12 protein-coding genes are annotated in these 13,873 nt (G+C 32.4%); 2 read left to right on the forward strand and 10 right to left on the reverse strand.

Annotated features, from left to right (window positions below):
• Positions 1–99 precede the first annotated feature (99 nt).
• The gene (locus tag OD803_RS11065) at positions 100–1,164 is read left to right on the forward strand and encodes a hypothetical protein (protein WP_262733451.1); all 1,065 of its coding nucleotides are present in this window, start codon (positions 100–102) and stop codon (positions 1,162–1,164) included.
• A gap of 31 nt (positions 1,165–1,195) precedes the next feature.
• Here OD803_RS11065 and OD803_RS11070 read toward each other — a convergent pair whose 3' ends face one another.
• From OD803_RS11070 to OD803_RS11085, 4 genes are all read right to left on the reverse strand, one after another.
• Positions 1,196–2,272: a hypothetical protein gene (locus OD803_RS11070; RefSeq protein ID WP_129761064.1), complete on the reverse strand. Its 1,077-nt coding sequence runs from the start codon at positions 2,270–2,272 to the stop codon at positions 1,196–1,198.
• A 37-nt stretch (positions 2,273–2,309) separates the two neighbouring features.
• The gene (locus OD803_RS11075; RefSeq protein ID WP_262733452.1) at positions 2,310–3,101 is read right to left on the reverse strand and encodes a hypothetical protein; all 792 of its coding nucleotides are present in this window, start codon (positions 3,099–3,101) and stop codon (positions 2,310–2,312) included.
• Positions 3,088–3,663 carry an RNA polymerase sigma factor gene (locus OD803_RS11080; RefSeq protein ID WP_243832985.1) on the reverse strand — a complete coding sequence of 192 codons (576 nt, stop codon included), beginning with the start codon at positions 3,661–3,663 and terminating at the stop codon, positions 3,088–3,090. The genes OD803_RS11075 and OD803_RS11080 overlap by 14 nt, the downstream gene beginning before the upstream one ends.
• A 63-nt stretch (positions 3,664–3,726) precedes the next feature.
• On the reverse strand, positions 3,727–4,704 hold the full coding sequence (locus OD803_RS11085) for a polyprenyl synthetase family protein (RefSeq protein WP_129761066.1): 978 nt from the start codon (positions 4,702–4,704) through the stop codon (positions 3,727–3,729).
• A 156-nt stretch (positions 4,705–4,860) separates the two neighbouring features.
• On the opposite strand from OD803_RS11085, the gene OD803_RS11090 reads away from it, so the two are divergent.
• Entirely contained in the window at positions 4,861–6,018 is a 1,158-nt protein-coding gene (locus tag OD803_RS11090) for a T9SS type A sorting domain-containing protein (RefSeq protein WP_262733453.1), read from the forward strand.
• A gap of 54 nt (positions 6,019–6,072) precedes the next feature.
• On the opposite strand, the gene rlmN is transcribed toward OD803_RS11090, so the two are convergent.
• From rlmN to OD803_RS11120, 6 genes are all read right to left on the reverse strand, one after another.
• Complete coding sequence (gene rlmN, locus OD803_RS11095) at positions 6,073–7,113, reverse strand: 23S rRNA (adenine(2503)-C(2))-methyltransferase RlmN (RefSeq protein ID WP_262733454.1); 1,041 nt, start codon at positions 7,111–7,113, stop codon at positions 6,073–6,075.
• 84 nt (positions 7,114–7,197) lie between these two features.
• Entirely contained in the window at positions 7,198–8,247 is a 1,050-nt protein-coding gene (gene queA, locus OD803_RS11100) for a tRNA preQ1(34) S-adenosylmethionine ribosyltransferase-isomerase QueA (protein ID WP_129761069.1), read from the reverse strand.
• Positions 8,248–8,320: 73 nt separating this feature from the next.
• The gene (locus OD803_RS11105) at positions 8,321–9,547 is read right to left on the reverse strand and encodes a 3-phosphoshikimate 1-carboxyvinyltransferase (RefSeq protein ID WP_262733455.1); all 1,227 of its coding nucleotides are present in this window, start codon (positions 9,545–9,547) and stop codon (positions 8,321–8,323) included.
• A gap of 51 nt (positions 9,548–9,598) precedes the next feature.
• Positions 9,599–9,925, reverse strand: a complete 327-nt coding sequence (locus OD803_RS11110; protein ID WP_129761071.1) for a nucleotide pyrophosphohydrolase — start codon at positions 9,923–9,925, stop codon at positions 9,599–9,601.
• Positions 9,926–9,927: 2 nt separating this feature from the next.
• A complete protein-coding gene (locus OD803_RS11115) occupies positions 9,928–11,949 on the reverse strand; it encodes a DUF3857 domain-containing protein (protein WP_262733456.1) in 2,022 nt (673 codons plus the stop codon).
• A 107-nt stretch (positions 11,950–12,056) separates the two neighbouring features.
• Positions 12,057–13,871, reverse strand: a complete 1,815-nt coding sequence (locus OD803_RS11120; RefSeq protein WP_262733457.1) for a DUF3857 domain-containing protein — start codon at positions 13,869–13,871, stop codon at positions 12,057–12,059.
• Between the last annotated feature and the right edge of the window lie 2 nt (positions 13,872–13,873).

Raw genomic sequence — 13,873 nt, forward strand, 5'->3', positions numbered from 1 at the left:
GTATTACCTAAAGACCGTTCGAGTTCTCCTCTCTACTCTTGTTAAATTTAATAATATCAAAGTAAAGGAGACCGTTAAACGAAATCACAAAAAACTTCAATGTCGTTTTTTAAAAAAGTAATATATATTTTAACTGCTTTTATAAAGTTTATATTCTACAAGCCAAAAGCTATTGAGCAATCTAAACAGGTTTATTTTAACATTTCGGACCCAAGAATTTATAATAGATATTTATATACGCTTGTTAAAGCTTTTCTTATTGAAGGTTATACTGTTGTTTTCCTAAAAACCTTTAATCAGTTTAGGTTTTTACATCATCCAAAAGAATATTTAGGGCTATTAAGCAATGAAGCACAAGTTGTTTTTAAAACCATAACGAAGTCATTTAATGGCATTATAATTAACTCAACCAACTTAACTGCCGACTACTTCTCAAAAATTGAAACAGCACATGAGAATAGTGGTTTTTATTACATACCAATAGCTCAACATCCACTTATGTACCATAGGCAATTATGGAACAGCAACATTAACTACGTGCCGCGAAAAACTTCAATTTTTATGATTGGAAATTTTGACAGCTTGGGTTACGAAAGAATTAAGCATACTTCACCTAACATTATAAGTAGAATTGCTATTTACAACTTTTTAAACGACAAAAACCTATTAACAAGCTACAGTAAACCACATGAATTTCAAGCATTTTTAACAAGTAACGAAGACCATAAATGCATTTTGATAAAACGTGAAGATTTTTCATTACCTATGCAAGAATTAAGACCAACGTTTTCAAAGTTTCATTTCTTTTTGGCTTGTCCTGGTTACGTTATGGCTTTATGCCATAATATTAACGAGGCAATGTCAGTTGGTACAATTCCTATTTTACAGCGTGATTATGCCAACTTATTTGTCCCCAAATTAAAACATGAAGTTAACGCCATTATTTTTGATAATCTTGATGATTTAGCACAAAAAATTAAGAACAGTTACAACTATACTTATACCAAGTTAGATGAGATGCATAATAATGTATTTTACTATTACGAGTCTTATTTAACTCCCAAAAAAGTAGTTGAGAGTATTGAAAAAAATCACCCTAATACTATTTATTTATTAGCAGAAGGACATAGTGTTGCTCTTAAAAACAACAAAGCCTCCAATTAAGGAGGCTTTTTTACTAACTCAAATAATTGTTTTAATCTAAATCAAAGCGTAAACCCATTGATAAATTGTGTTGATCAAACGCTTGGTCCTTAAATAAAGGGTTTAAATCGTATTTCATATATAATCCCATACTGCCATAACCAACATAAGCGCCAAGACCATATACAAAGTCGGAAGTATTGTAATTACGCTTTATTTTTTCTTTTACTCTATCTCCATCTTGTTTATATCTTAGTTTTTGCTGTGTACCAATGTTAAATCCTGCGTAAGCACCAACACCAATTTTAAATTTATTGTGTGTTGAATAACGGAAATAATCGTCTTTTTCGATTTTTTTAGATGGACCAAACTCAAAATACACTGGCACTACCAAATTGGTTACTCTAAATTCAGACTCTTTTAATTCATACGGAAATTCCTCTAATGTAGTTACGTTACCATTTTGCACAAAGTACCTATCATCTTTAGGCGATAGTTTGTTCCACTGAAAAGAGAATCCGTACTTTAAACGTAAGGCATTTGAGTTTTTAAATACTCTGGTTTTCCAAGCCCAACCTAACTCTACAAATCCTGAGTTCATAAAACCATATTCATCACCTATTTTTTGTCCGTCACCAATAGCGTTGTTAAAACCTGCTGCAAACACTAGGTCGCTAGTTGTGCGTTTGTCGTATTTTCGAAACTTTTTTCTGTTCTTTATTCTAAAACCTGCAAAGCTTTCGCCATCGCCTCCAAAACTGAATCCGAAATAATCTCCTTTATCGTCGTCCAAATTATCATAACCTATTTCATTACGCTTTAGCAACTCTATTTTGTTATCTATAATTGCAATACGATTTTCAATATTAAGCGCACGCTTTTTGGCTACTTCTTTTTTAAGCGCATCGGCTTTTTCTTGAGTGATTTCGCCATTTTCCAATCGAAGATTTATAGCCTCAACTTCTTTTTTAAGATACTCGCGTTCTTCTTCTTCAATTTTTTTCTTTAACTCATCAAGGCTCTCAATTTTAAACTGATTTTTAGACTTTTGAATTGTGTCTTGTGCGTTCATTTTACCTACAACTAGGCATAAGATTACTAGCACTACGCATTTTGTAATAGTGTTCATAACTGTTCGTTTTGTGATTAATGTTTCTTTTTAAGTGTTAATGATTTCGTTCAGCAACTGCAGTTTTTACTGTGTCGAAACTATTTTTAAGAGCATCAAATACTTTTGCTCTAAACGATTGCTCTAGCTCATCTTCAACGTCTTGAAGTAAAGCATCAGCACTTACCGTTCTTGTGGTTTCGTTGTATAATCTGTTTTTTAGTATTTCTCGTTCTGCTTGTTTTAAAAGCGAATCAATTTCGGCATTACTAACTGTAACATCTTCGAGGTTGAGCTTTTTTATTTCGTCAACTACATCGTTTATTTTAGCTTTTTCAAACTCTAGTGAGTTTAAAGGAGTCTCTAAGTGCTTAACTTTTTCTTGCTCTTTAGTAGTGGTTGCAGCCACAGCTTCTTTAATTGTAACCGTTGTATTAGGACTTACAATTCTTGTTGACTTTTGCACCACTGCTCCACTTTTTGGGGTAGGAATTATTTTTTCAGTTGAAGTTTTTATGTCTTCAACTTGTTCTACAGCAACAGTATTTATTTCTTTTTTGCTTTCAACAGGATTTAAAACTTCTTCTTTTAATTGTTCTTCTTTAGTTTCAGTATCTACAATTGCTGGTGTGCTGTTTTCTAATTCTGAATTATTAAAAAACAATGTCGTTACTAAAGCAACACCTACAATGCTTGCTGCAATACCAACCCAAAAATATACCGTTTTGGGTTTTCTTTTATCTTGATTATCTAAACGTTTTGCCAAAACATCCCAACTTGCCTCAGATGGCTGTATGGTACGCTCCTCAATCTTCTCCTTAAGATTTTCCTCAAACTTAATTGGTGCCATAACTAGATGTGTTTAATTTTTTAATGTTTTCTTGAAGCATTTGTCTTGCTTTGAAGAGTTGCGATTTTGATGTTCCTTCTGATATATTTAATAGTTCTGCAATTTCGTGGTGCTTATAACCTTCTATAGCATACATTACAAAAACCATTTTATAGCCTTCTGGCAATTCATCAATCAACTGTTGTAATTCAGCCATTTCAATTTCGGTATTGATATTATTTGCATAATCGTGAGGCATTGTTACCTCTTCTACCGAAAACTCAATTTGCTTTTGCTGTCTTAAAAATGATATTGCTTCTCGTACCATTATTTTTCTCAGCCAACCTTCAAAACTTCCTAGGTTTTTAAAGCTCTTTAAATTTGTAAATGCTTTAAAAAACCCATTTAGCATTACCTCTTCCGCTTTTTGAACATCTTTTATATAATACCTACAAACACTCAACATTTTAGGCGCATGTATTTCGTACAACACATGTTGCGCTTCGCGATTGTTTTTCGCAGCTTTACTGATAAGCTCAGTGTTATTATTATGCAATTGAATAACTTTCAAAATAGCTTTCATAAGGTCTTCTATTTATAAAGACGAAAGTTTTTTTAAAATGGTTGCCTGAAGTATGAAAAAAAATTATTTTTTTCTGTCAATCACGTAATTCACCATGAGTTCTAGCGAATCTTTAAATTCAGATTTTGGATATGTATCAAGAATTTGAAGTGCTTCTGTTTGAAACTGTTTCATTTTATCAATTGCATATTCCAATCCTCCATTAGCTTTCACAAAAGCTATAACCTCTTTAACACGCTTTGTGTTTTTGTTATGATTTTTGATGGAGTTTATTAACCATTTTCTTTCCTTATCTGAACTGTTGTTAAGCACATAAATGAGTGGCAAAGTCATTTTTTGCTCTTTAATATCGATTCCTGTAGGCTTACCGATAGCTTCATCTCCATAATCGAACAAGTCATCTTTAATTTGAAATGCCATCCCAATAAGCTCACCAAATTTTCGCATGGTTTCTACTTCGGGTGAATTTGGTTTTACCGAAGCTGCACCTAAACTGCAACAAGCCGCAATAAGCGTTGCTGTTTTTTGACGAATAATCTCGTAATAGACATCTTCAGTAATATCAAGCTGTCTCGCTTTTTCAATTTGGAGCAACTCACCTTCGCTCATTTCTCGAACAGCTACTGAAATAATTTTAAGTAAATCAAAATCATTATTATCAATTGACAGCAACAATCCTTTAGACAATAAAAAATCACCTATAAGTACTGCAATTTTATTTTTCCAAAGTGCATTTATAGAAAAGAAGCCTCTACGTCTATTACTATCATCAACAACATCGTCATGCACTAAAGTAGCAGTATGAATCAATTCAATTACCGAAGCACCTCTATAAGTTCGCTCACTAACTTCGCCATTTTTAATCATTTTAGCTACTAGAAACACAAACATAGGTCGCATTTGCTTCCCTTTTCTATTAACAATGTAGTGTGTAATTCTGTTGAGTAATGCAACCTTAGAAGACATTGACAAACGGAACTTTTCTTCGAAAAGATCCATTTCATAAGCAATAGGTTGTTTTATTTGTTCTGTAATTTTCAATTAAAAAGCTACTAAAATTGAGAACAACAAACGTACTAAAAAAGCTTGTGATATACTATTTTAGATGTTTTTTAGTTTTTCTTAACATAAAAGAGTAGGATAACTATTCATTATTTGGTAGCTTTATAAATTCTATTAATATTCAAATACTAGCTTATGAAAAAAATTACTTTATTACTTACTTTATTTTTTACTTCCTCTATAATTTTTGGACAGGTATTAATATCTGAAGATTTTGAGGGCGGACTTACAGTACCTACTGGCTGGGTTAATAATGACATAAACGGAGGAGGAAACGTATGGACCTTTGAAAACACAGGTCAAACTCCTGCTGGTTTTACAACTCCAAACAGCTACCTCTATGATCCTGCTGGCTTTTCTGGCTCTTATGCCATTTTTAATAGCGATGCTTATGGTGGTGGCCCAGAAGAAGCAGCACTAGAAAGCCCTACATTTGACTGTTCGACATTAACAACTATCAAATTAAGCTACAATCACTTTTACCTATCTGGATATAGTGGTTATGGTTATGTTGAAGTTTACAATGGATCTAGCTGGATAACAGTTGCAACATATGATGATGCCGCCGCCGCAACAGATGGATACCTTTATGGAAGTGAAATTATTGATGTTAGTACAGAATTAGCTGGCGTATCTAATGCCCAAGTAAGGTTTAGATGGGTAGGGGACTACTCTTGGTGGTGGGGTTTTGATAATGTTGTTGTACAACAACCAACTGTTTCAGCTCCTGATGCTGTTATCGAACCAAGTCCTGCAGATGAAGCAACTGATGTTCCTCTTGTACAAGATGACATTGATTATCCCAACAAAATATATTTCTCTTGGACAGAGCCTACTACTGGAGATCCAGCAACTAGCTACAGACTAGTTCTTGGTACAGAAAATCCTCCTGTACAAGAATTTAACAATTTCCCTAATGGAGATTTCATATACAATATTTCTTTCGACACAACTTATTACTGGCAAATTATTGCTGTAAATATTGGTGGCGAAACCGCTTCTGAAATTTGGAGTTTCACAACCGAAGCTGACCCTACCGCTTCTATTGATGAAGTTACAAACGATACTTTCTCTCATTTCTACAACAAAGACACAGACGTTTTAACTTTAGAATCTTCTAGCACTCCTCTAGAACATGTTGAAATATTTAACATCTTAGGTCAACAAGTAATAAATAATAACTTAAGTTTAAATAGAGAAACAATTAATATGTCTGATTTAAAAGACGGAATTTATTTAACTAAAGTTACTATAAACGGAAACACCAAAACTATTAAAGTCTTAAAGCAGTAATGTTTTAAAACCTTATGAAAAATCAAAAGAGCGACTATTAAGTCGCTCTTTTTTTTATGTTTTATTTGCTAATTGCCCACATGCTGCATCAATATCCTTACCTCTAGATCTCCTTACTGTAACAGTAATATTATTGGCTTCGAGCATATCAATATACATTTGCAATGCTTTATTATCTGCTTGCTGAAACTCACCGTCGTCAATTGGGTTGTATTCAATTAAATTGACTTTACTTGGCGCAAATTTGCAAAACTCAATAAGTGCATCTACATCTTTTTTAGTATCGTTAATACCATCCCAAACCACATACTCATAAGTGATTCTGTTTTTGGTTTTAGCATACCAATACTCTAATGCTTCACGTAAATCTTTTAACGGAAATGTTACATTAAATGGCATAATAGAAGTACGAACCTCATCAATTGCTGAATGAAGTGAAACGGCTAGCTTAAAATTCACCTCTTCATCTGCCATTTTTTTAATCATCTTAGGAACTCCTGAAGTAGAAACTGTAATTCGCTTTGGAGACATCCCTAAGCCTTCTGGAGAAGTAATTTTATCAATTGCTTTTAGTACGTTATTATAATTCATGAGTGGTTCTCCCATTCCCATAAATACAATATTACTCAAAGGTCTATCAAAATACAGTCTGCTTTCATTATCAATAGCAACAACCTGATCAAAAATCTCATCAGGATTTAAATTTCGCATACGCTTTAATCTAGCAGTAGCACAAAATCTACAGTCTAAACTACAACCTACTTGCGAAGACACACACGCAGTAGTTCTTGTTTTAGTAGGAATAAGAACCGACTCCACAACCAAACCGTCGTGTAAACGCACAGCATTTTTAACTGTACCATCACTACTACGTTGCATTTGATCCACCTGAATATGATTGATAACAAAGTTATCCTCCAACATATTTCTGGTGTCTTTGGAAATATTGGTCATATCTTCAAATGTGTGAGCTCCTTTGTTCCAAAGCCACTCATACACCTGATTCCCTCGAAATGCTTTATCGCCTTCTTTTACAAAAAAGTCTCTAAGCTGTTCTTTGGTAAGCGCACGTATATCTTTCTTTTTAATCTCCATAGATACTGCAAAAATAATAAAAGCTACATATAAAAAAGCCTTACATTTAGTAAGGCTTTAATAATTATCGATTTATATAATATATTAAAGAATTAACATGGCGTCTCCATAAGTGTAGAAACGGTATTTTTCTTTAACAGCTTCTTCGTAAGCTTTTTTCATGAAATCATGACCTGCAAAAGCAGAAACCATCATTAATAATGTTGATTTTGGTGTATGAAAATTAGTAATCATACAGTTAGCAATACTAAAATCGTAAGGAGGGAAAATAAATTTGTTTGTCCATCCTGAAAACTCGTTAAGCGTACCACTAGACGATACTGAACTTTCAATAGCTCGCATAGATGTTGTACCTACAGCACATACACGTTTTTTGGTTGAAATCCCTTTGTTGATAGTCTCCACAGCATCAGGACCTATAAAAATTTCCTCGCTATCCATTTTATGTTTAGAAAGGTCTTCTACCTCAACAGGGTTGAATGTTCCTAAACCAACATGAAGTGTAATTTCTGGCAATTCAACACCTTTAATTTCTAAACGCTTAAGTAAGTGTTTTGAAAAGTGAAGACCAGCAGTTGGAGCTGCTACAGCACCTTCGTTTTTAGCGAAAATAGTTTGGTAACGCTCTTCGTCTTCTGGCTCTACATCTCTTTTAATGTATTTTGGTAATGGAGTTTCACCAAGCTCAGTTAATTTATTTCTGAATTCTTTGTAAGAACCGTCGTAAAGAAAACGTAATGTTCTACCTCTAGATGTTGTATTATCAATAACTTCAGCTACTAAAGTATCGTCATCACCAAAGTATAATTTGTTTCCAATTCTTATTTTACGAGCAGGATCTACAAGAACATCCCAAAGGCGTTGTTCTTCGTTTAACTCTCTTAACAAAAACACTTCAATTCTTGCTCCTGTTTTTTCTTTATTACCATACAAACGTGCTGGAAACACTTTTGTATTGTTTAAGATCATCACATCTCCTTCATCAAAATAATCGATAACGTCCTTAAATAGTTTGTGTTCAATTGTTTGTTCTTTTCTATTAAGTACCATTAATCTTGCCTCATCTCTAATGTCAGATGGTCTGTCGGCTAGTAATTCTTCAGGGAGTTTAAAGTTAAAGTGCGATAATTTCATTTCAATGTTTTATTTTTTGCAAGTGGCAAATATACAATCTCAACATAGGGTTTGTCAAGTAATTCAAAGATTATTATTGGTTTATTTGAAAACCTATAGATTTTAAATCGTCCCAAAATGTTGGATAGGACTTTGAAACTACCATAGCATCTTCAATTTTTAGCTCAGTTTTTAACGCTAATGGAGCAAATGCCATTGCCATTCTGTGGTCGTTATATGTTTGTATAGTTGCTAGTTTAAAATTGCCATCAAACGGTTTTAGGTGAAGCGTTTCGTTGGTTACTTCTATATCTCCTCCTAGTTTTTCTATTTCATTTTTAAGCGCAACTAATCTATCTGTTTCCTTTATTTTTAGGGTAGGCAATCCTTCTAAATCGCATTTCACACCTAAACCTAATGCTGTTACAGCAATGGTTTGCGCAATATCAGGTGATTTTACAAGATCAAAAGCAATTTCAGCTTGATGCTGAGATGTTTTCTCTAAAACTATTGAAAGTCCTTTGAAAGTGGTTTTAACACCAAATGCTTGGTATAATTCAGCTAAAACTGAATCGCCTTGTAAAGAATCTTGTTTGTATGAAGATAATTTAACTTGAGTTCCAATAGGACTTAACGCAACAATACTATAAAAATACGATGCTGAAGACCAATCGGACTCCACAACTATTGTTTTATCCCCTGAAACCTCCTTTAACGGATTTACTGTAATGACATTATTTTTGAAAGATGTTTCAACTCCAATTTGATTTAACAAATTCAAGGTCATGTTTATATAAGGAATTGAAGTGATTTCGCCATTTAAAGTCAACTCTAAACCTTGCTCTAGCTTAGGTGCAATTAACAATAGTGCAGAAATATATTGACTACTTACATTAGCTTTTAAGCTAATTTTATTTTGAGTAAGCGCTTTACCTTTTATGAGCAATGGTGGACAACCAGAATTCTCCAAATAAGAAATATTAGCCCCTAACTGATTCAACGCTTCTACAAGAATTTGTATTGGTCGTTCTTTCATACGTTGCGACCCTGTTAAAGTCACTTCTTTACCTTGTTGGGTTGCAAAAAAAGCTGTAAGAAAACGCATTGCTGTACCTGCATGATGTATATCTACTACTGTATTCGAATTTGAACTCAGCGCTTTAGACATTACTACACTATCATCTGAATTGGATAGGTTTTCAATTTTTATTTCAGGATATAACGCTTGTAGCAGCAACAATCTATTAGATTCACTCTTAGAACCTGTTATTGTGATACTAGAAACGGTTTTTATTTGTGATTTGAATAATTTGATGTTCATTTTGAACTGATAAAACACATCGAGAAAACTCGATGTGTCAATTATAAATTTTTATTTTAACTTTTGATTATTGTGATGTCTATCGTGGTCTCGCTTGGTTTTTTTATCCATTTTTTTATCAAAAGCTGCCTGCAAATCTATTCCTGTTTGATTTGCTAAACATAATACAACAAAAACCACATCAGCCAATTCTTCACCTAAATCTTTATCCTTATCGCTTTCTTTTTCACTTTGCTCTCCGTAACGACGTGCAATAATACGAGCTACTTCACCTACTTCCTCTGTAAGTTGAGCCATATTAGTAAGTTCGTTAAAGTAACGTACTCCATGTTCTTTTATCCAGTCATCAACTATTTTTTGAGCATTTTCAATATTCATTGTTATATTTTTTTAAGCACTATTTGTTCATTTTGCTTTTCAATCATTAATTGATAAAACTCTTTAAACTGCTTGTATTCGGTTGGCAAAATTAAGGTTTTATTAAGTTCAAACGTTATAACAAACTGAATATAACTTCCATTTTTATTAGCCATGTAAGTAAATACTCCGTCTGAACCATTAAACTGATATTTAACACTTTCTGGCAATACATCTAATTCATAACCTTCAGGAATCATCATATTCACCATATATTTATCTGAAATTGGATACACAAAATCTATAGGATATATTCTTGTGTCTTGCTTAAATGGGTTTTCTTTAGAAGCTAAGAACAGCATTGGCTTTAAATACAAATCTCCTCCAACATCCTCTATAGCTTCATCAATATTAAAGTCATATGATAATAAAACTGGCTTATCTACTTCGTTTATTTGGCTAAGATTTAAATCTGAAATTTCAATAAGCCCTTTATCTTTCTCTAATGCTTCTATAACTTTCTCATCACCATATCCATCATATTTATTTCTTAATCTGTTGGCTTGATAGTTCGTATATTGATGTCTTATTTTTCCATTTATTGAAAGGTCTGTTTCTAATTTGGCGTTCAAAGAAACCATTTCGCTTGAGCTTACTTCTGGTATTAGGTTAATCCAATCAGAACTCCCATCCTCTTTTATTAATCTACCTAACCAGTTAAGAGTATTTGTAGGTAAAATATCAATGGTACCATGTTTTCTTGTAGCGTCTATTAAAATTATTTTGCCATCAACATTAACAGCAGATATAACATAATTAAATCCTGATCTTGTTGGGACTAATGGAATTCCATTATTTTTTGTACTTACTAAAACCGGATTAGCATCCATACCTACATATCTTAGCATTGAGGTTAGCATTAAATTTATGTCAGCACTATTACCAACTCCATCTTTATATGCTTTTGATACACCTTGCTCAGCAGTATAACCATAATATTCATTCCATTTTACTTTTGACTTAACAAAATCTAAAATCATGGATACCTTTTCTATTTTATCATTCGTAGGCTTACTAGACATTAATATCTCTAAATCTTTTTTAAAGTAATTATTTTTACTTAATTGATCTCCAAAGTCTGAATCGTCATAGATTGTATTTGTCACCTTTTCCCATGTTGTAGAAAGATATTCTATAGGCTGATTTGGAAGCTCTATACGCTCTAACTCAACCAATAATCTTGATTGGTAATTTGCCAAATTGTCCACATAATTCTCATCTTTTAATGGAGGAATATTAGACAGATTTGCTTCAACTACATTATCGTTAAAATCAATTTTTGAAGAACTATAGTTAGCTAATCCACCACCTCTTGATTGAGATCTTTCTCTACTTGTTATAGTAACACTTCTACGCTTTTTTGTTTCAGTTAATTGCGGAATATAAGTTGCTCTTGGGTTTAAAAATGTCTTATAAATTAAATACTCAGGTGTGTTTAGTGACAGTTCAAAATTTTTGGTTGGTATCATTTGTTGAAATGCAATATCATCTATAGAAAACAATTGTGATTCTATAGTATATTCTAACTCTATAACACAGCCTTCTTTAAGATTTGGCATTGTAAACTTGGTTGTTTTACGATACTTATTGGTGTCTTCATCAAAAACATCACTATTCTTTAGTTTATCTTTTATGATTTTACCTCCTTCAATATTGTATGTGTAAGCTTTTAGTCCTATTAACTTTTCAGAGGAAGCACTACTTGCTCCATCATAAAGAGTTATCATTTTTGTAGCATAATCAAAACCTTCTTTATTATAAATCTTTATTCGCTCTTGTATTTCTGTGCTTTGAATAAATCCCTTACCTTGTATGTAGTCAAACATTATCTTTTGTTTCTTATAGAGAATAGCTGCAGTTGCTTCAGGATATTCTGGGTGTTGAGTTTCTAAAAGTTCTTCTTCACTAACTTTCCCAAACTTATAGTTTTGACAATACGTTAATTGTCCTATAAATAACAAGAAAATAATAACTGTTTTTTTCATTTTTTATAAATTAGGTTTTAATACTATTTTTGCTTTATCATTTTTAGTTACTTCTATCCAAAAATCTCTATAATCATTATACTCACTTTGTGAATAAATCCCTTTATTTAGCTTAGTTCTCTTTTGTAGAACAGCTCACTATCTGAATGTTTTGAAATTGACATTGTATAACTTCCAAATTTAGTTTCAATAGATACCGAATCAATTAATGCATCAGCCATAAAACCATTTGGGATAGTAATTATGTATGAGTCTCTGTTAATGTAGCCTCTTTCAATTTCAAAAGGAAGCTTTCTTTTAGAATAACGCTTCGGAATTGATTGTTCTCTATTAAAAAAATTTGGTTGCAATAAGAGTCTATTCCCTACCTTAGTAGCATAACGCTCAGCTTTCATTTGAATAGTTTCAGTAAAAACAATACTATCTCTGTCATCATTATAGCTCATTGAGTCTATAGTCAAATCGCCTAAATATCCCCATTTTTCTTTATAAAAAAGCTTTTGGTCTTTTTCTAAAAGTCCACGAGTATGAGCGAGATAATCGTATCTAGCACCAAATGCACTAGAAGTAATTTTGGCATCAATAGATCCATTAGGGCTTAAATTGATGGTAGAGTTTGTTTCTAAAAGATTTTTTTCTGCATCATAAACCTGAGTATGAACTATTTTTCCTCCTTCTGGTGTAATGACAAATACATCTCTATCATCAGTAAAATTTGCATTATAACCAAATGGAGAGGTTTGACTTGTACATTCTAACCAAATGTCTCCATTTGGTGTTGGAAGATTTAATATTACATGATTTGTTTGACCCAAAAAAGTCACAAACTCCTTATCAATATCAACAGTACTTCTAGAAGCATATACTCTTGAATAATTTGTTTTTACACCCACTACATCCATAAGAGCTTTGGTGTAATTGGTTAGCCCTTTACAGTCACCATACTTAACCTCATCTACTTTTGAGGCTTCAATGGGCTGTATACCTCCAATACCTTCTTGCACGCTTATATATCTTGTTCTTTGCTGAACAAAGTTGTATACTACTTTGGCTTTTTCAATAGGATCATCTATTCCCATAACCAATGCTTTTATTTCAGATTTTGTTGTTTCAGGAAGTTCAGTTCTACCTACTAACAATTCATCATACATCCATTTCCCTAAGCTTGTCCAATCATTAGACTCTCCATAAAAACCTTCATAGTGAAACTTATTTAAAGCGACCCCTAAATGAGGGCTAATATTTTTGAAATCAGGACTGTAAGCCTCTGATTTAATCGCTTTTATGTTATTTACTTCGTAAAGTAAATTATTGTCTTGGCTATTGTTTACTATTTCATAACCCTTAAAATTATACTCTTTTTGTTTAATATCAATCCCTGTTTCATAAGCAATTTCGTATACACTTTTTTGCGTACTTACATAATACCCTTCTAAGGGATACCAACTAGGTATAAATGCAGTATTATTTGTGTTAGTCTCATAATAAAACTCTATGGTATATGGATATTCAGTTGGTGTGTAGTTTAAATATTTAACTCTACTATCTTCATAAAGTGAAAAATCGTTTGCGGCAGAAACATCTTCAAAATCAGATTTTTTAAACTTTTTTATTTGATTTCCAAATTGGTCATAAACTTTAGCTTCAATTTTTTTAATATCTATTCCTTTATCATAACTCACATAAGCTTCAACATTACGGTTACCAGCTTTATTTAAAATTGTAACTATTCTTTTATGAGCTACACTTAAACTTTTCAAAGAAGAAATCTCAATCTTTTTATGATTATATCTAACAACCGCATTTGCTTCAGTTGTAAGTTCAGATGGAATAGTTGCTACAACCAATAAGCTTTCGTCCTGCGCATTTGATAAAAATGAAATAGAGAAGAAGGCAATGGCAAGAAGAATTTTTGTAGGCATAA

This window comes from Gaetbulibacter sp. NE (genome assembly GCF_025548475.1).
GTDB classification, from domain to species: domain Bacteria; phylum Bacteroidota; class Bacteroidia; order Flavobacteriales; family Flavobacteriaceae; genus Gaetbulibacter_B; species Gaetbulibacter_B jejuensis.

What these genes read in the sequence shown, in the direction of transcription:
- OD803_RS11080 (WP_243832985.1), bottom strand. Translation starts at nt 3,663, where the DNA reads ATGAAAGCTATTTTGAAAGTTATTCAATTGCATAATAATAACACTGAG.
- OD803_RS11070 (WP_129761064.1), bottom strand. Translation starts at nt 2,272, where the DNA reads ATGAACACTATTACAAAATGCGTAGTGCTAGTAATCTTATGCCTAGTT.
- OD803_RS11090 (WP_262733453.1), top strand. Translation starts at nt 4,861, where the DNA reads ATGAAAAAAATTACTTTATTACTTACTTTATTTTTTACTTCCTCTATA.
- OD803_RS11110 (WP_129761071.1), bottom strand. Translation starts at nt 9,925, where the DNA reads ATGAATATTGAAAATGCTCAAAAAATAGTTGATGACTGGATAAAAGAA.
- OD803_RS11105 (WP_262733455.1), bottom strand. Translation starts at nt 9,547, where the DNA reads ATGAACATCAAATTATTCAAATCACAAATAAAAACCGTTTCTAGTATC.
- OD803_RS11120 (WP_262733457.1), bottom strand. Translation starts at nt 13,871, where the DNA reads ATGCCTACAAAAATTCTTCTTGCCATTGCCTTCTTCTCTATTTCATTT.
- OD803_RS11075 (WP_262733452.1), bottom strand. Translation starts at nt 3,101, where the DNA reads ATGGCACCAATTAAGTTTGAGGAAAATCTTAAGGAGAAGATTGAGGAG.
- OD803_RS11065 (WP_262733451.1), top strand. Translation starts at nt 100, where the DNA reads ATGTCGTTTTTTAAAAAAGTAATATATATTTTAACTGCTTTTATAAAG.
- queA (WP_129761069.1), bottom strand. Translation starts at nt 8,247, where the DNA reads ATGAAATTATCGCACTTTAACTTTAAACTCCCTGAAGAATTACTAGCC.
- rlmN (WP_262733454.1), bottom strand. Translation starts at nt 7,113, where the DNA reads ATGGAGATTAAAAAGAAAGATATACGTGCGCTTACCAAAGAACAGCTT.
- OD803_RS11115 (WP_262733456.1), bottom strand. Translation starts at nt 11,949, where the DNA reads ATGAAAAAAACAGTTATTATTTTCTTGTTATTTATAGGACAATTAACG.